Raw genomic sequence first — 17,352 nt, 5'->3', positions numbered from 1 at the left:
CAGGGGCCCGCCGCGCGCGCCGTCACGTGTCGCACTCCAGCTCCGTACGGCACAGCGCGCAGCGGGCCCGCAGCGGACCGCGCACGGGGACGCGGATGCGCTGGCGGCACGTCGGGCAGGGGAACGACACGCGCAGCGGCGCGTTGCCCTCGAAGGCGTAGCCACCGCCCGCCGCCGGGCCGCCGGGCCGTCCGGCGTGCCGCGGGTCCCGGGCCGCGCGCCGGTCCTTGGCGTAGCGGCGGCGGTCCGCCCAGCCGGCCGCGGCCAGCGGCGGCTGCCGCGCGTCGCGGCGGGCCAGCGCCAGGCCCGCCTTGTAGGCGTCGTACGCCTGTGGGCTGGTGAACCACGGTGCCGGGTCCTCGTCGAAGAGCAGCGCGCGCTTGGCGAGGACGTAACCGAACTCCTCCGGGGTCAGATAGCCCAGCTTCTGCGAGAACGGCCCGTGTTCGCGGTACGCGTCGAGCAGCAGCCAGCCCGCGCCCAGGTAGGTGGTGGCGGTGTCGGTGAGGATCTCGTTGTCGCGGGTGCCGGGGAAGGACAGGTCGAGGCGGTGCAGGTAGACGTGCATCACCTCGTGGGCGAGGGCGGCGCCGATGTCCCGGCGGTGGGACTTGAAGCGGGCGTTCAGCTCGACGAAGTACTCGGGGCCCGCGGTCAGTTCGACGTTGGCGGCGAGGTCCATCTCGCGGAAGGCGACGATCACCCGGGCGTCGGGCAGCCGCAGGTGCCGCACCAGGGCGTGGGCCACCCGCTGCGCGCCCGCGTACAGCTCCTCGTCGTCGTCGAAGGCGACTTCCGCGGGCAGCACGCTCGTTCCGAAGGCGTGCACCGTGTCGGTCGAGAGGCGTTTGTAGAGCGCGGTGAGGGCCGCGCGGACCGTGTCCAGATGCGGATAGCCGTGCTCGATGTCCCCGCCGGAACCGCCCGGCCTTCCCGTCGCCGCCACCCGACCACTGTACGTCTCGTCGGGAACGTCCGGTATGGGGCGTACGAGGCGTGGGTAGAACAGGAGTTGGTCAGATGTACACCCTTGCCACTGTGATCGTCGACTCCACATAATCCAAGGGTGCTTTGCGGGCTCATCCCCACTGGGTCCGGACGCCTTGTGGCGTGCTGCCGACTTTCCCGCGCGGTCTTTCGGCGGCCCTTTCCGGTTCTCGCGTTGGCATGGGCCTGACATCGACGTGCAACCCCCCACGAAAGGAAGCCCGTTGCGAAGCCACCTGAAGCACCTCAAGAGAGCCACCGCCACCGCGGCCGTCGCCCTCGCGGCCGTCAGCCTCCAGCCCGCCGCCGCCAACGCCGCCCCCACCCCCCAGCCCGACGGCGTACACACCAAGATCGTCGGCGGCACCAAGGCCGAACAGGGCGAATTCCCCTTCATGGTCCGGCTGTCGATGGGCTGCGGCGGCGCCCTCTACGCCAAGGACATCGTGCTGACCGCCGCCCACTGCGTGGACGGCAGCGGCCCCAACACCTCCATCACCGCCACCGCGGGCGTGGTCGACCTGGAGGACCCCAAGGCCGTCAGCGTCAAGTCCACCGAGGTCCTCCAGGCCCCCGGCTACAACGGCAAGGGCAAGGACTGGGCGCTCATCAAGCTCGCCAAGCCCATCGACCTGCCGACCCTGAAGATCGCCACGGACGACAAGCTCACCACCGGCGAGTTCGACATAGCCGGCTGGGGCGCCGACAAGGAGGGCGGCCAGCAGCAGCGCCACCTGCTCAAGGCCAAGGTGCCCTTCGTCGACGACGCCACCTGCAAGAAGGCCTACGGCGACCAGCTCACCCCCGGCGAGGAGATCTGCGCCGGCCAACTGGACACCGGCGGCACCGACACCTGCCAGGGCGACTCCGGTGGCCCGATGTTCCGCAAGGACGACGCCGGCCAGTGGCTCCAGGTCGGCATCGTGAGCTGGGGCGAGGGCTGCGCCCGGCCCGGCAAGCCCGGCGTCTACACCGAGGTGAGCACCTTCGCCGCGGACATCAAGAAGGCGGCCGACGGCCTGGCCGGCTGACGGCCACCACAGAGCGCGCACGCCGCGCCCCGGAGCCGCACGGCACCGGGGCGCGGCCGCGCACCCCGGCCCCGGGTCCTACCGAAGAGGGACCCGGCTCGTCCTTTCGGCCGGGGCACGGGCGCCGACACATGGCCGGAAAGCCGATGCCCGCCCGCACGTCCCCTTCCTAGCGTGGGCGGCGTGACCACCGAGCCCCGCTCCCGCCGCACCCCGCAGACCCCGGCCCGCGGCCCGGCCCGCGCCGGCGACCACCGGGCGACCGCGACCGCCGCCCTGCTGCTGGCCGCCTCCGCCGCGGCCGTCACCTGGCTGCTGCTCGGCGGCCACGGACACAGCCTCCGGACCGACGGCCCCACGGCGTCCCCCACCGCCGTCGGCCACACCGCCGTCCGCGACGGTGCCACCCGCACCGGCGGCGACTGTGCCGCACGGGGCCCCCGGCACCGCGGCTGCGCGGGCACCGGCCCCGCGTACCCGCGCCCGCCCACCTGCTGCCGGCCCCCGCACCGCGACAGCCACCCGGCCGTACGCGCCGCCCGCCGGTGACACCGGCAAGGCCATCCCAGCGGTTGCGGGCCGCGATCATCGCAGGTCAGATGGGAAACAGCGGGAGCGGCCCGGACCGCTGCCGCGCACGGCGCACGGACAGGGCGAAGGACACATGGCGATCAGCGTGGTCATCGCGGACGACCAGGAGATGGTCCGGACGGGCTTCCGGATGATCCTGGAGAGCCGGCCGGACATCGAGGTCCTCGCCGATGTCGTGGACGGCGCGGCGGCCCTGTCCGCGGTCGAGCGGCTGCGCCCCGACGTCCTGCTGCTCGACATCCGGATGCCCGAGATCGACGGCCTGGAGGTCACCCGCAGGATCGCCGAGCGCGCCGCCGCTCACCCCGAGACCGCGCACAAGCCGCGCATCGTCATCGTCACCACCTTCGACCTCGACGCGTACGTGCACGCCGCGCTGCACGGCGGCGCCTCCGGCTTCCTGCTCAAGGACGCCAGCCCCGCCATGCTCGTGGAGGCCGTACGCGCCGCCGCGGCCGGCGACGCCCTGGTCTCGCCCGCGATCACCGTACGGCTGCTGCGCGAACTCGCCCCCACGGCGGCCGGCGGCACCACCCGCACCCTCACCGAGCCGCTGACCGACCGCGAGCAGGACGTCGTACGGGCCCTCGCCCGCGGCCGGACCAACGCCGAGATCGCCGCCGAACTCTACGTCTCGCTGTCCACCGTCAAGTCGCACCTCGCCAACGTCCAGACCAAACTGGACGCCCGCAACCGGGTCGAGATCGCCGCCTGGGCCTGGGAGAGCGGGCTCGCCGCGAGCGGCCCCGGCGGCGGACCGGCCGTACCGTGAGCCCGATGTCCGGGTGGGCCCGCGCCCACCCGCGCAAGGCCACCGCCGCCAAGACCGCCCTCGCCGCGGTCCTGCTCTTCCTCGTCGGCTTCGAGACCGTCGCGCTGGCCCGCCAGCCCACCCGCCCGCACGCGACCGTCGTGGCCGCCGCCGTCGTCGTCTGCCTGTGCGCCGTACCCCAGGCACGGATCCCGCCGCGGGTCCGCGCCTGGACCGCCGCCTGCGTCTCCCTCACCGCCTCGGTCATCCTGATCGCCGGACAGCATGCCCTGGAGGTGTGGGGCCTCGGTGAAGGCGTCGCCCTGCTGGTCCTGCTCACCGGCGTGGTGCACCACGCGCCCGGCCGCACCGCCGCGGTCCTCGGCCCCATGCTGGGCCTGGCCTGCGTCCTCGCCCCGATGCGTGACGTCCGGCTGGGCCTGTGGACCGTCGTCTACGGTGTGCTGACCGTCGTCGTCAGCGCCTACTCGATGATCCTGCGCTGGCAGGACGCCCAGCGCATGCGGGATTTGGCCGCCGTACGGACCGCCGAACGCCTGGAACTCGCCCGCGAACTGCACGACCTGGTGGCCCACCACGTCACCGGCATCGTCGTCCAGGCCCGCGCCGCCCGCTTCACCTCGCTCAGCGGACCCCGGGCGGACGCCGCCTTCGAACGGATCGAGGCCTCCGGCGGCGAGGCGCTCAGCGCGATGCGCCGCCTGGTCCGCGTCCTGCGGGAGGGCACCGCGCGCAGCCGGCCGCTCGCCGGGCTGGCCGAAGTCCGCGCCCTCACCGAGACGTATGCCCGCACCGGCCCGCCCGTCACCCTGCACATCGACCAGGGCCTCGACGAGACGGTCCCCGCCGAGGTCGCGGCCGCCGTCCACCGCATCGTCCGCGAGGCCCTCACCAACGTCAGCAAGCACGCCGCGGACGCCACCGCCGTACGTATCGGGCTCCGCGCCGTACCGTCCGGCCTGGAACTGCGCATCACCGACGACGGCAGGCACCCCGCCCGCCTCTCCGAACAGGCCCGCGGCGGCGGCTTCGGCCTGGCCGGGCTGACCGAACGGGCCGAAGCGATGGGCGGCCGACTCACCGCGGGCCCCGCACCGGAGGGCGGATGGGAGGTACGGGCGGTACTGCCGTCGGGGGCCGCGGGGGTGGGGGAGGACGGGGGGTGTGAGGAGGGCTGAGCCTGTGGGCCGGGCGGGCTGCCTCGGCCGTCCGCGGCAGCCGACCCGTACGAGCCCCGGGCCCCGCCCCGTCGCCCCGTTAGTCCAACACCTCCCGCCCCTTTGTCCATGGGCGTGCCTGCCGCGCACCCAGCAGCCTGTCCCGCGACGGGCAGAGTCGGCGCGAAGGACGGAGAGCGCACGTGAACGGACCGACAGGCGCGGAGCAGCCGGCCGACACCGGAACACGGCAGGACGCGACGGAAGGCGCGGAGCCCGGCCCCACCCGCAGGAAGATCGTCATCGGCTCCGCGCTCGCCGGGATCGCCGGCGCCCTTCCGCTCGGCGGCGGCAGCGCGTATGCCGACAGCACCGGCCCGCTCCCGCGGCCCCGGGCCGGTGCAGCGGTGCTGCGGTCCGGCGCGCTGGAGGTCCGCGTCGACACCGCCTTCCCCCGCGTCCTCTCCTACACCGACCGGGGTACCGGCGCCGTCCTGTACGGCCAGCCCGACCCGGTCACCCAGCTCCTCGTCGACGGCACCGCCCGCACGCCCCGGGTCACCTCCCGCCCGGCCGCCGGGCGCATCGCCTACACCCTCGCCTTCGACGGCGGTACCGAGATCGACGCCGAGATCACCGTCAGCGGATGGCGCGTCGACTGGCGCGTCACCAGGATCGCCGACACCCCCGCCCTCCGCGTGGGCACCCTCCAGATCCCCGGGCTCGCCCTGCTGAGCGTCCGCAGCGATCAGCCGGGCGCCGCCGTCCTCACCGCCCGCATCGACCTGAACAAGGCCGGGAGCGGCGACACCCTCGTCCGGATCACCCCGGCGACCCCCGTGGACACCGCGCCCGCCGGCTGCGCGTACGCGGTCGCCGCCACCGGCCGAGTGGCCGCCGCCATCGAGACCAACACCGTGTACGACACGCCCAGCGGGGCCACCACCTGGGAGAACGGGCGGTTGTGGCGGCAGACCACCGCGAGCGGCGGCCACCGCTACGCGCGCCTCGGTTGCGGCCAGTGGACCCACCGCGCGGCCACCGCGCCCCTGGACGACACCGAACCCCTGCCGTACGCCACCGTCGTCCTCACCCGCGACCGCAACGGCGACGGCACCGCCGACTGGCAGGACGCGGCCATCGCGCTGCGCGACATCATGGTCAGCCCGCTCGGCGCCGACGACCAGCACCTGCGTGTCGTCGCCCACATCCCCTTCAACTTCGCCAGCCAGGCCACCAACCCCTTTCTGGCCACCCTCGACAACGTCAAGCGGATCGCGCTGGCCACCGACGGCCTGCGGCAGTTCACCCTCCTGAAGGGCTACCAGTCCGAGGGGCACGACTCCGCCCACCCCGACTACGGCGGCAACCACAACGAACGCGCCGGCGGCCTCGCCGACCTCAACACCCTGCTGCGCGCCGGAAAGACGTGGCACAGCGACTTCGCCGTCCACGTCAACGCCACCGAGTCCTACCCCGTGGCGCACGCCTTCTCCGAAACCCTCGTCGACAAAAACGACGCCCAGTGGGACTGGCTCGACCAGTCCTACCGCATCGACGCCCGCCGCGACCTGGTCTCCGGCGACATCGTCCGCCGCTTCCGGCATCTGCGCGACGAGACCGACCCCGCCCTGAACACCCTCTACATCGACGTCTTCCGCGAGTCCGGCTGGAACTCCGACCGCCTCCAGCGTCACCTGCGCGACCAGGGCTGGCAGGTGACCACCGAATGGGGCCACGGCCTGGAGCGCTCCGCCTTGTGGTCGCACTGGGCCAACGAGACCGACTACGGCGGCGACACCTCCCGCGGCATCAATTCCCGGCTCATCCGCTTCATCCGCAACCACCAGAAGGACGTGTTCGCGAACAAGTGGCCCACGCTGCTGGGCGGCGCCCGGATGGGCAACTTCGAGGGCTGGGTCGGCAAGACCGACTGGCACGCCTTCTACGCGATCATCTGGGTCGACGCGCTGCCCGCCAAATACCTCCAGGCATACCCGGTCCGCACCTGGCGTGACCACGAGATCACCTTCGAGGGGCCGACCGCCACCAGCGTCACCGACAGCGGCGGCGTCCGCCGCATCACCACCGACGGACGCCTGGTCTACGACGGCGGCACCTACCTGCTGCCCTGGGAACCCCGCCGGGCCACCGACCCCGAGAAGCTCTACCACTACAACCCCGAGGGCGGCACGACCACCTGGACGCTGCCGCGCGGCTGGTCCGGCGCCCGGAGCGGGTACCTCTACCGGCTCACCGACCAGGGCAGGAGCCGTCCGCAGCGGCTGGCCGTACGCGACGGGAAGATCACCGTCACCGCCGCGGCCGGAGTGCCGTACGTCCTGTACCGACGGCCCGCACCGGCCCAGGGCGGCCGCGGCTGGGGCCGGAGGAGCGGTCCCGGGCAGCGCCACGGCGCGGGCCGGAGCGGGCCCGGCTGGGGCGAGGGCACGCCGCTCGCCGACCCCGGCTTCCACTCCGGCACCCTCGACGCCTGGCAGGTCACCGGGCCCGCCACCGTCCGGCCGAGCGCGCTCGGCGACTACGAACTGGTCATCGAAGCGGGCGGCGCGGCAGCCGTCGGCCAGCGGCTCACCCGCCTGGCGCCCGGCACCTACGCGGCCTCCGTGCAGGTGGAGGTCGGCGCGCGGCCGGGCGAGCGGCGCCGGGCCACGCTGGAGGTACGCACCGGCGACGGTGTCACGGCCGCCAACTGGACCGACACCTCCACCGCCGGGAACTTCGTCGCCGCCGACCGCAAGCACGGCACCCGCTTCCAACGGATGTTCACCCCCTTCACCGTCCCCGAGGGCGGCGGTCCCGTCACCCTCACCCTCCGCGCCGCGGCGGGCACTCCGCGTATTCGATTCGACAACGTGCGGGTGGTCGCCGCGGTTCCCGCCCGCCGGCCGGGCACCGTCGCGTACGAGGACTTCGAGCACGTACCGCAGGGCTGGGGCCCCTTCGTCAAGGGCGACGCGGGGCAGGTCACCGACCCGCGCACGCACATAGCGCAGCGGCACGCGCCGTTCACCCAGCGCGGCTGGAACGGCAAGGCCGTCGACGACGTCATCGACGGCGGCCAGTCCCTGAAGTCCCGTGGCGAGAACAAGGGCCTGGTCTACCGGACCGTGCCGCACACCGTGCGCTTCGTCCCCGGACGCCGCTACCGGGTCAGCTTCCGCCACCAGAACGAGAAGGCGGGCCAGTACGCCTGGGTCACGGCCACCGACGAGCCGGCCGCCCGCGAACTGAGCCGCATCCCGCTGCCCGCCGCCACCCGGCCCACCACGCACACCTACGAGTTCACCGCACCGGAGAGCGGCGAGGCGTGGGTGGGGCTGCGCAAGACGGGCGACGACGGCAAGGCGGAGTTCGTCCTGGACACCTTCGAGGTACGGGAGGCCTGACCCGCCGGGCACCGGAACCCGGTCCGCCCGGGCGCGGCGGACCCGCGCGTCAGGGCACCAGGCGAGGCGCCCCCGCCCGCTTCCCCTCAAGGGCGGGGGCGCCCGCCAGTTCCAGCAGGAGCAGCTCGTTGGCGCCCGGGCGCAGCACCGGGCCGGGGACGAACAGGGTGTGCTGCGGCCCCGTCGCCCAGTAGCGTCCCAGGCAGAAGCCGTTGATCCAGGCGAAGCCGCGCTTCCAGCCGGGCAGTTCGAGCGTGGCGTCACCGGGGGAGGGGACCGGCAGCGTGGCCCGGTACAGGCCCGGCTGCTCGCCGGTGAGGGGGCGCTGCCGCCCGGCACCGCAAGCACACCCGCCGACGTCCCCGAACGGCACCCGCCCCACGGCCGCCGCGTCCTCCAGCGCGTCCAGCCGCAGCCCCCGCGCCCGTACGCCGTGCAGATACTGCCGCTCGTGCAGCACCCCACCCGTGAGGCCCTTCGGCTCACCGAGCCGCGGACCGTAGTTGACGCGCCCCAGTGACTCCACCCACAGCTCCACGGTGGCGGGCCCGGTCACCGCCGCACCGATCTCCGCCTCCTCCTCGGCCAGGTCCGGCCCCCGCACCCCTTCCACGTACGTCACCGCCAGGTCGCGCAGCCCCGTCACCCGCAGCGGGAACGGCCCACGCGGCCCCGGCACCTCGAAGCGGTACCGCACCACGCCCCGGTCCACGTCCAGCTCCTCGAACGCCGGCGGGACACCCGCCGTCACCTCCGGCCCGCCGAGCGCGTCCAGCACGTCGGCGAGCGGCGCCCACCCGCCGGACTCGGCCCGTACGGGTGCGGCGAGGACCGGCGGCGGTACGGGGACCTCGGGCAGCGGACCCGGGGCGTACGGGGCCAGCACCTCGCGGAAGCGGCGGAACTTCTCCGTGGGGCGCCCGCGTTCGTCGATCGGCGCGTCGTAGTCGTACGACGTGACGGTGGGCCGCAGAGCCCCGTCGTGCAGCTCGCCGGAACGGTTCGCCCCCGCCCACCCGCCGAAGTTCGTCCCGCCGTGCGCCATGTAGACGTTGACCGACGCACCGCACTCCAGGATCTCGCGCAGCGCCTCCGCCGCGTCCTCCGGGGAGCGTGCCACCGGCGCGTCACCCCAGTGGGAGAACCACCCGCACCAGAACTCCCCGCACATCAGCGGACCGTCCGGCTGATGCCGGCGCAGCGCCGCGAACGCCCCCCGCGCCCCGGAACCGAAGTTCGCCGTGGCCAGGACACCCGGCACAGAGCCCCCGGTGAGCATGTGGTCCTCGGGACCGTCCGACGTGAACAGCGGCACGCCCACCCCGAGGTCGCGCAGCAGGTCCACCATGTGCGCCAGGTACTCCCGGTCGCTGCCGTACGACCCGTACTCGTTCTCCGCCTGCACCATCACCACCGGACCGCCACGGTCGTACTGCCGCGCCACCACCTGCGGCAGCAGCCGCCCGAACCACGCGTCCACCGCCCGCAGATACTCCGGGTCGCGGGTGCGCACCCGCCGTCCCAGCGGGCCGGTCAGCCAGTGCGGCAGCCCGCCGTTCTCCCACTCGGCGCAGATGTACGGACCCGGCCTGACCAGCGCGAGCAGCCCCGCCGCGTGCGCCGCGTCCAGGAAGCGGCCCAGCGCCTCCGGGTCACGGTAGGCGCCCGGCCGCGGCTCGTGCAGGTTCCACGGCACATACGTCTCCACGCAGTTCAGGCCCATGGCGCGCAGCATCGCCAGCCGGTGCCCCCACTGTGCCTCGTGCACCCGGAAGTAGTGCAGCGCACCCGACAGCAGCCGCACCGGCCGCCCGTCCCGCTCGAACTCCCGCCCGCCCACCACGAACTCGCCCACGCCGCCCGTCCCCTCCGCCCACCTGGCCTTCGGCTCACCCTCACCTCTGGCGGCGCGCGGGTCCATGGACAAAGATCGACGTTGATTGGACGGAGCAGGTACCGGACCGGGCAGAAAACATGACAGGAAGGAAGCGCGCCGGGCAGAAAGCGACAGCCTCCGAGCTGGTACGGACATGGCGGCCCGCCGTGTACGGGCTCGGTGACCCGCCGCGTACGGGCATGGTGGTCCGCCGCTTACGGGAACGGGCGGCCCGTCGTACGGACGCGGCGGCCCGCCATGTGCGCACCCCGTGCCGCCCCGCACGGACACGGCCCGGCACGAGAAGACGGACACGAGAAGGCCCGCACGAGGAGACGGGAGGACGCCCGCATGTACCACACCTGGATGCGGTACTTCACGCCCAGCCCGGCCCACCACCGGCTCGGCCTGGTGTGCCTCGGTGTCGGGCTCCAGCACGGCACCCTGCCACCCGTCGGCCCGCGCGTCCTCGACCACCACGTCGCCGTCGTCGTCGGCGCCGGCCGCGGCTGGTTCACCAGCCCCGACGGTACCCGGACGCCGGTCACCGCCCCCGCCCTCCTGTGGCTCGTTCCCGGCGTCCCCCACCACTACGGCGCCGACCCGCACACCGGATGGGACGAGAGCTTCGTCGACTTCACCGGCCCCGCCGCCACCACCTACACCGAACTCGGCTACATCGAACCCGACCGCCCCCTCGTCCCGCTCGCCGACACCGCCGCCGCCCGCACCGCCATCGGCCGCATCACCCGCGCCGCCCACCGCGGCAACCCCCTCCTGGAGGTCGAGACCGCCGCCGCCGTCCACGAGCTCCTCGTCGCCCTGCGCCGCGCCCGAGCCGACACCGACGCGGCCGGCGACCCCGTGCTCCAGGCGCTCGCCCGCGACGCGTTCCTGCCGCTGACCGTCGCCGAACACGCCGCCCGCCACGGCATGACCCCCGCCGCCCTGCGCACCGCCGTACGCCGCGGCGCCGGGTGCAGCCCCAAGGACTACCTCCTGGCCATCCGCCTCGGTCACGCCAAGGAGCTGCTCGCCGCCACCGAACTCCCCGTCGCCGCCGTCGCCCGCCGCGTCGGCTACACCGACCCGGCCTACTTCAGCCGCCTGTTCACCCGCCGCGTCGGCACCGCGCCCGTCCGCTTCCGCGCCCTCCAAGGGCACAGCGTCCCCGGCGGCTGGTCCACCCGCGTACCCGACCCCGACGACCCGCCGCGGATCGGCTGAACCGGCCCGGCCACGGTTCGGCCACGAGCCGGCGGCGGGGCGCGCGGCCCACGCGCGGGGCGTGGCCCGGCCGGGAAAAGCACGGGCCGAGTGCGCGGTGTCAGTGCCGTACGGCAGCATGAGGACATGCCCGCACTGACGCGCGACGAGGCGCAGACCCGAGCCCGACTCCTCGACGTCCACCGCTACGCGATCGACCTCGACCTCACCCACGGCCCCGACCACTTCGTGTCCCGCACGGCCGTCCGCTTCGGTGCGCGCACCCCCGGCGACACCTTCATCGACGTCGCACCGCACGAGCTGCGCTCCGCCACCCTCGACGGCCACCCCCTCGACCGGGCCACCCTCGACGGCAACCGCCTCCCGCTGCCCGGCCTCACCGAAGGCGACCACGAACTCCGCCTCGAAGCCGCCATGTCCTACTCCCGCACCGGTGAGGGCATGCACCGCTTCACCGACCCCGTGGACGGTGAGACCTACGTCTACACCCAGTTGTTCCTGGACAACGCCCAGCGCGTCTTCGCCGCCTTCGACCAGCCCGACCTGAAGGCCGTCTTCGAACTGACCGTCACCACGCCCCCCGGCTGGACCGTCCTGGGCAACGGCATCGCCACCCGTGACGACGGCGCGGAAGGCCGCTGGGCCCTCGCCCCCACCCCGCCCATCAGCACTTACCTCGTCGCCGTCGCCGCCGGCCCCTGGCACACCGTCCGCACCGAGCACGCCGGACTGCCCTTCGGCATCCACTGCCGCCGCTCCCTGGCCCCCCACCTGACCGCGGACGCCGAAGAGATCCTCGACATCACCCGCCGCTGCTACGACCGCTACCACGCCCTCTTCGACGAGCCCTACCCCTTCGACTCCTACGACCAGGCATTCGTGCCCGAGTTCAACGCGGGCGCCATGGAGAACCCCGGCCTGGTCACCTTCCGCGAGGACTTCGTCTTCCGCTCCGCCGTCACCGACACCGAACGCCAGTCCCGCGGCATGGTCATCGCCCACGAGATGGCCCACATGTGGTTCGGCGACCTCGTCACCCTCGCGTGGTGGGACGACATCTGGCTCAACGAGTCCTTCGCCGAGTACATGGGCTACCAGGTCCTGTCCGAGGCCACGCACTTCACCGACACCTGGACCGACTTCGGTATCGCCCGCAAGAGCTGGGGCTACGACGCCGACCAGCGCCCCTCCACCCACCCCGTCGCCCCCGCCCCCGAGGACGTGCCCGACACGGCCTCCGCCCTCCTCAACTTCGACGGCATCTCCTACGCCAAGGGCGCCTCCGCCCTGCGCCAGCTCGTCGCCTGGATGGGCGAGAAGGACTTCCTCGCCGGCGTCAACGACCACATCACCCGCCACCGCTTCGGCAACGCCACCCTCGCCGACTTCGTCGACTCCCTCGCCCGGGCCACCGACCGCGACGTGCCCGCCTGGGCCGGAAGCTGGCTGCGCACCACCGGCGTCGACACCCTCACCCCCGTTCTCGGCACCACACCCGACGGCGGCTGGACGCTGCGCGTCGACCGGGACGGCAGCCGCCCCCACCACCTCACCGCCGGACTGTACGACCGCGACCCCACCGACCCCGCCCGCCTCGTCGCCCGCGACCACCTCGCCTGGGACATTCCCGCACCGGGCCCCGAGGACCAGGACACGGCGCGGGCTTCCGCCGGTGCGGCACCGGCCTCCGATGCCGCACCGTCCCCCGGGACCACACCGCCTCCCGGCGAGTCCGGTGCCGCACCCGCTTCCGGTGCGGCACCGGCCTCCGATGCCGCACCGTCCCCCGGTGGCCCCGCCACCGCACCGGACGCCGACGCCGCACACGCCGGCGGACATACTGCCGCACACACCGGCGCGCGGTCCGGCGCCCCGCAGCGCCTCCACACCGGTCCGGGCCCCCGCCCCGCCCTGGTCCTCCTCAACGACGGCGACCTCACCTACACCAAGATCCGTCTGGACCCCACCTCCTGGGACACGGCCCGTGCAGCGCTCTCCGGCCTGCCCGACCCCCTCACCCGCGCCGTCGTATGGAACGCCGCGCGTGACATGGTCCGCGACGGCGAGCTGCCGCCCGCCGCCTACCTGGACGCCGCCCGCGCCCACCTTCCGTACGAGACCGACATCGCCATCGTCTCCGGCACCCTCACCTTCGCCCGCACCCAGATCGCCGACCGCTACCTCCCCGCCGCCGACCGGCCCGCCGCCCTGACCACCCTCGGCACCGTCGCCCGCGACATCCTGCGCCGCACCGAAGGCTCGGAGAACGGTGACGGCCAAGGACTGCGCCTGGCCGCCGTCCGCACCTTCATCGACAGTGCCACCACCCCCGACGGCATACAGGACTGGCTCTCCGGCGGCAGCGTCCCCGGCGGCCCCGTCCTCGATCCGGAGCTGCGCTGGCGCATCCTCGGCCGGCTCGCCGTCCTCGGCGCCACCACTCCGGCCGCCATCGAGGACGAACTGGCCCGCGACCCCAGCGCCACCGGCCGCCAGGGCGCCGCCACCTGCCACGCCGCCCTGCCCGACCCCGCCGCCAAGCGGGCCGCCTGGGACGCACTGTTCGCCACCGACGAGCAGACCGACCTGTCCAACTACCTCTTCAACGCCACCGCCGCCGGCTTCTGGGCCCCCGAACAGCTCGACCTGGTGCGCCCGTACGTCACCCGGTACTTCCCCGACGCGGTGGCCCTCGCCGCCCGCCGCGGCCCCGCCCTCGCCGAGTCCGCCGGCCGCTACGCCTTCCCCACCCCGTTCGTCGACACCACCACCCTCCGACTGGGCGAGGAGTGCCTGCGCACCGCCGACCCGTCCCCGGCCCTGCGCCGTAAGCTCATCGACCAGCTCGACGATCTGGGGAGGGCACTCCGGGTACGGGGCGCGTAGCGGCGGCTCACGCGCGGCGGCGGACCCGACGGGGCAGCGAGGAGCGGGGGAGCGGCGGACCCGCCGGGCCGTGACACGCGCCGGGCCGGCGGCGGTCCCGGCGGGCGCCCGGGAGGAAAGGATCCGGCGCCCGCCCGTCGCGCCCCGACCCCGGGCTCCGGCCCCGCCGGTCAGGCCGTACGGACTGCATAGCAGGCAATCCGATCATCACCGCCCCGCCCAGCACATCAGTACCCCTTTCGGGTTGAGCTCGCTCAGCTCGGCAGGCACACCACCCGGCCCCGGCCAGTCTGTGGTGTGCCCGCTGTCGCGCACCCGAAGGACCGCCCATGAACACCCCGCCCCTCGCCGGCGGAGCCGCAGGCCCCGACGCCCTGCGGCCCCTCCTCGGCACCGTCCTCGACGCGCTGCGCGACGGAGCGGAAGCCCGGGGCGGACCGCTGCCCGCCGGCGGCCCCGGCCGCGTCGCCGCGCGGCTGCGGGAGGCCACCGGGCCGGTCCTTCCCGAGACCGGCCGCGGCCCCCACGAAGCGCTGCGTGCCCTGGTCCACGCCCTGGCCGCCGGTGCCGCCGACCCCGCCGACCCGCACTGCGCGGCCCACCTGCACTGCCCCCCGCTGGCCCTCGCCGCCGCGGCCGACCTGGCCGCCGCCGCCCTCAACCCGTCCATGGACTCCTGGGACCAGGCCCCCGCCGCCTCCGCCCTCGAAGCCCGCACGGCCCGCGAACTCGCCGCGCTCGTCTACCCGTACGGCCCCGACGCCGCGCCCCACCCGTACGAGACCGGCCCACCGCCAGGCGCCGCGCGCCCGCCCACACCGCCCGCGCCCGCGATCCCCGCCCGCCCGTACGGATCCGACACGCCCGCCGGCCCCGGACGCACACCCGAGGACGAGCAACCCGACGCCCTGGTCACCACCGGCGGCACCGAGTCCAACCAACTCGGCCTCCTCCTCGCCCGCGAGCACGCCCGCACCCACCACACCGAGCCCCTGCGCGTCGTCTGCGGCGCCAACGCCCACCACAGCATCCACCGCGCCGCCTGGCTCCTCGGCCTCCCCGAACCCCTCACCCTCCCCACCCCTGACGGCACCCTCGACCCCCACACCCTCCACACCGCCCTCACCGGCCTCTGCCACCCCGGCACACGCGGCGCCCCCGTCCTCGTCTGCGCCACCGCCGGCACCACCGACACCGGCGCCATCGACCCGCTGCCCGCCCTCGCCGACCTCACCCGCGCCCACGGCGCCCGTCTCCACGTCGACGCGGCCTACGGCGGCCCCCTCCTGTTCAGCACCACCCACCGTCCCCTCCTCGACGGTCTGCACCGCGCCCACACCGTCACCCTCGACCTGCACAAACTCGGCTGGCAGCCGGTCGCCGCCGGCCTCCTCGCCGTTCCCCGCACCACCGACCTCGCCCCGCTCACCCACCGCGCCGCCTACCTCAACGCCGACGACGACACCGAAGCCGGCCTTCCCGACCTCCTCGGCCGCTCCCTGCGTACGACCCGCCGCCCCGACATCCTCAAGATGGCCGTAACCCTCCAGGCCCTCGGCCGTACGGGACTCGCCGACCTCGTCGACCGCACCCTCGCCGCCGCCCGCACCCTCGCCGGCCTCATCGACGACCACCCCGCCTACGAACTCCACTCCCGCCCCACCCTCAGCACCGTCCTCTTCCGCCCCACCGGTGCCGATGACACCACCGTCGCCACCATCCGCCGCCGCCTCCTGCACCACGGCCGCGCCGTCCTCGGCCGCGCCACCGCCCCCACCGGCCTCTGGCTCAAAGCCACCCTCCTCAACCCCTACACCACCACCGACGACCTCGCCTCGCTCCTCAAACTCGTGGAAGGCCACACCCCCCGATGAGCACCACCCCCCACCCCGAAGCCGTCACCCTCCAACTGCCGTCCCCGGACCCCGGACACCCCGCCCCCGCCGGCCACCGCACCACCAGCACCCGGCCCCCCGACCCCGGCCCCGCCACCACCCGGCCACCCGCCGACACCGACGAACCCCTGGACCTCGCCGGCATCGGCATCGGCCCCTTCAACCTCTCCCTCGCCGCCCTCGCCGAGCCCCTCACCCACCTGCGCACCGCCTTCTACGACCAGCGCCCCGCCTTCCACTGGCACTCCGGACTCCTCATCGAGGACGCCACCCTCCAAGTCCCCTTCCTCGCCGACCTCGTCACCCTCGCCGACCCCGCCAGCCCCTGGAGCTTCCTGAACTACCTCAAGTACCGGGAACGCCTCTTCCCCTTCTACTTCTCCGAACGCTTCCACATCCACCGCGCCGAATACGACGCCTACTGCCGCTGGGTCAGCGAAAACCTCCCCGGTCTGCACTTCCGGCACCAGATCGACGCCGTCCGCTGGAACAGCGACCGCGCCGCCTTCGAAGTCGACTACACCCAGCTCGGTGACGACGGCGAAGCCGAAGCCCTCGGCCGCACCCACGCCCGCAACCTCGCCCTCGGCATCGGCACCGTCCCCCACGTACCCGACCCCCTCAAACCCCTCGTCGACGCCCCCGCCGTCCCCGTCCTGCACGCCGCCGACTACCTCGCCCACCGCGAACGCCTGCTGACCGCCGACCACATCACCGTCATCGGCGCCGGACAGTCCGGCGCCGAGGTCTTCCTCGACCTGCTGCGCGCCCGCCGCACCGGCCGCGAAGGCCTCCACTGGCTCGCCCGCTCCGCCGCCTTCGCCCCCATGGAATACAGCAAACTCGGCCTCGAACACTTCACCCCCGACTACACCCGCTACTTCCACGCCCTCCCCGAACCCGTACGCGACCAGCTCCTGCCCGGCCAGTGGCAGCTCTACAAGGGCATCGACCACGCCACCCTCGCCGCCATCCACGACGAGCTCTACCGCCGCACCCTCCACGGCGGCTGGCCCGACGCCACCCTCACCCCCGGCGTCACCGTCCGCACCGCGGGCCGCGTCGGCACCACCAAGGTCGAACTCCACCTCGACCACCCCCACCAGGGCGCCCGCAGCCGCCTGACCACCGATGCCGTCGTCCTCGCCACCGGCTACCGCGAAGCCCGCACCGACACCCTGCTCGCCGCCCTCGACCCGTACATGCGCCGCGACGCCGCCGGCCGCCCCCGCATCGACGCCGACCAGCGACTCCTCCTCGACCCCTGCGTCACCGGTTCGGTCTACGTGCAGAACGCCGAACACCACACCCACGGCGTCGGCACCCCCGACCTCGGTCTCTCCGCCTGGCGCAGTGCCACCATCCTCAACTCCCTCACCGACAGCACGGTCTACCCCCTCCCGTCACGCACCGCCTTCACCACCTTCGGCCTGCGCCCCGCACCGCCCCGCGGCCTCGGCGACATCCCCCGCCCCACCTCCACCCTCATCGAGAACCCCTGACCGGCACGGCCCAGGCTC

General features: G+C 74.3%; 11 protein-coding genes. 9 read left to right on the top strand and 2 right to left on the bottom strand.

All coding sequences use genetic code 11. The features are described 5' to 3' along the window. Positions 1-22 precede the first annotated feature (22 nt). The gene (locus tag ACH4EB_RS00550; RefSeq protein ID WP_398345037.1) at positions 23-946 is read right to left on the bottom strand and encodes a hypothetical protein; all 924 of its coding nucleotides are present in this window, start codon (positions 944-946) and stop codon (positions 23-25) included. A gap of 265 nt (positions 947-1,211) precedes the next feature. On the opposite strand from ACH4EB_RS00550, the gene ACH4EB_RS00545 reads away from it, so the two are divergent. The 5 genes from ACH4EB_RS00545 to ACH4EB_RS00525 all read left to right on the top strand — a co-directional run bounded on the left by ACH4EB_RS00545 (position 1,212) and on the right by ACH4EB_RS00525 (position 7,948). Further along, positions 1,212-2,018, top strand: coding sequence for a S1 family peptidase (locus ACH4EB_RS00545; RefSeq protein ID WP_398345036.1), 807 nt, complete (start codon positions 1,212-1,214; stop codon positions 2,016-2,018). Between the two features lie 183 nt (positions 2,019-2,201). Further along, complete coding sequence (locus ACH4EB_RS00540) at positions 2,202-2,567, top strand: hypothetical protein (RefSeq protein ID WP_398345035.1); 366 nt, start codon at positions 2,202-2,204, stop codon at positions 2,565-2,567. 115 nt (positions 2,568-2,682) lie between these two features. Then, positions 2,683-3,381 carry a response regulator gene (locus ACH4EB_RS00535; protein ID WP_398345033.1) on the top strand — a complete coding sequence of 233 codons (699 nt, stop codon included), beginning with the start codon at positions 2,683-2,685 and terminating at the stop codon, positions 3,379-3,381. Between the two features lie 5 nt (positions 3,382-3,386). Further along, positions 3,387-4,559, top strand: a complete 1,173-nt coding sequence (locus ACH4EB_RS00530) for a sensor histidine kinase (RefSeq protein WP_398345032.1) — start codon at positions 3,387-3,389, stop codon at positions 4,557-4,559. A 182-nt stretch (positions 4,560-4,741) separates the two neighbouring features. Beyond that, the gene (locus ACH4EB_RS00525; protein WP_398345031.1) at positions 4,742-7,948 is read left to right on the top strand and encodes an endo-alpha-N-acetylgalactosaminidase family protein; all 3,207 of its coding nucleotides are present in this window, start codon (positions 4,742-4,744) and stop codon (positions 7,946-7,948) included. A gap of 49 nt (positions 7,949-7,997) precedes the next feature. Here the strand turns inward: ACH4EB_RS00525 and ACH4EB_RS00520 are convergent, their stop codons facing one another. Beyond that, positions 7,998-9,803: a beta-galactosidase family protein gene (locus ACH4EB_RS00520; RefSeq protein ID WP_398345706.1), complete on the bottom strand. Its 1,806-nt coding sequence runs from the start codon at positions 9,801-9,803 to the stop codon at positions 7,998-8,000. Positions 9,804-10,175: 372 nt separating this feature from the next. Between ACH4EB_RS00520 and ACH4EB_RS00515 the strand changes: the two genes are divergently transcribed. The 4 genes from ACH4EB_RS00515 to ACH4EB_RS00500 all read left to right on the top strand — a co-directional run bounded on the left by ACH4EB_RS00515 (position 10,176) and on the right by ACH4EB_RS00500 (position 17,334). Then, complete coding sequence (locus tag ACH4EB_RS00515) at positions 10,176-11,051, top strand: helix-turn-helix domain-containing protein (protein WP_398345029.1); 876 nt, start codon at positions 10,176-10,178, stop codon at positions 11,049-11,051. Positions 11,052-11,177: 126 nt separating this feature from the next. After that, positions 11,178-13,937 (top strand): aminopeptidase N, encoded by a 2,760-nt coding sequence (pepN, locus tag ACH4EB_RS00510; RefSeq protein ID WP_398345028.1) that lies wholly within the window; start codon positions 11,178-11,180, stop codon positions 13,935-13,937. Between the two features lie 329 nt (positions 13,938-14,266). Further along, entirely contained in the window at positions 14,267-15,811 is a 1,545-nt protein-coding gene (locus tag ACH4EB_RS00505) for a pyridoxal phosphate-dependent decarboxylase family protein (protein WP_398345027.1), read from the top strand. Continuing rightward, complete coding sequence (locus tag ACH4EB_RS00500) at positions 15,808-17,334, top strand: lysine N(6)-hydroxylase/L-ornithine N(5)-oxygenase family protein (protein WP_398345025.1); 1,527 nt, start codon at positions 15,808-15,810, stop codon at positions 17,332-17,334. Before ACH4EB_RS00505 ends, ACH4EB_RS00500 begins: the two co-directional genes overlap by 4 nt. Positions 17,335-17,352 lie beyond the last annotated feature (18 nt).

The organism is Streptomyces sp. NPDC018045, assembly GCF_044327445.1.
Lineage (GTDB): Bacteria > Actinomycetota > Actinomycetes > Streptomycetales > Streptomycetaceae > Streptomyces.
Note: the sequence above shows the minus strand (reverse complement) of the source record. Positions and strands in the feature narration are given on the sequence as shown.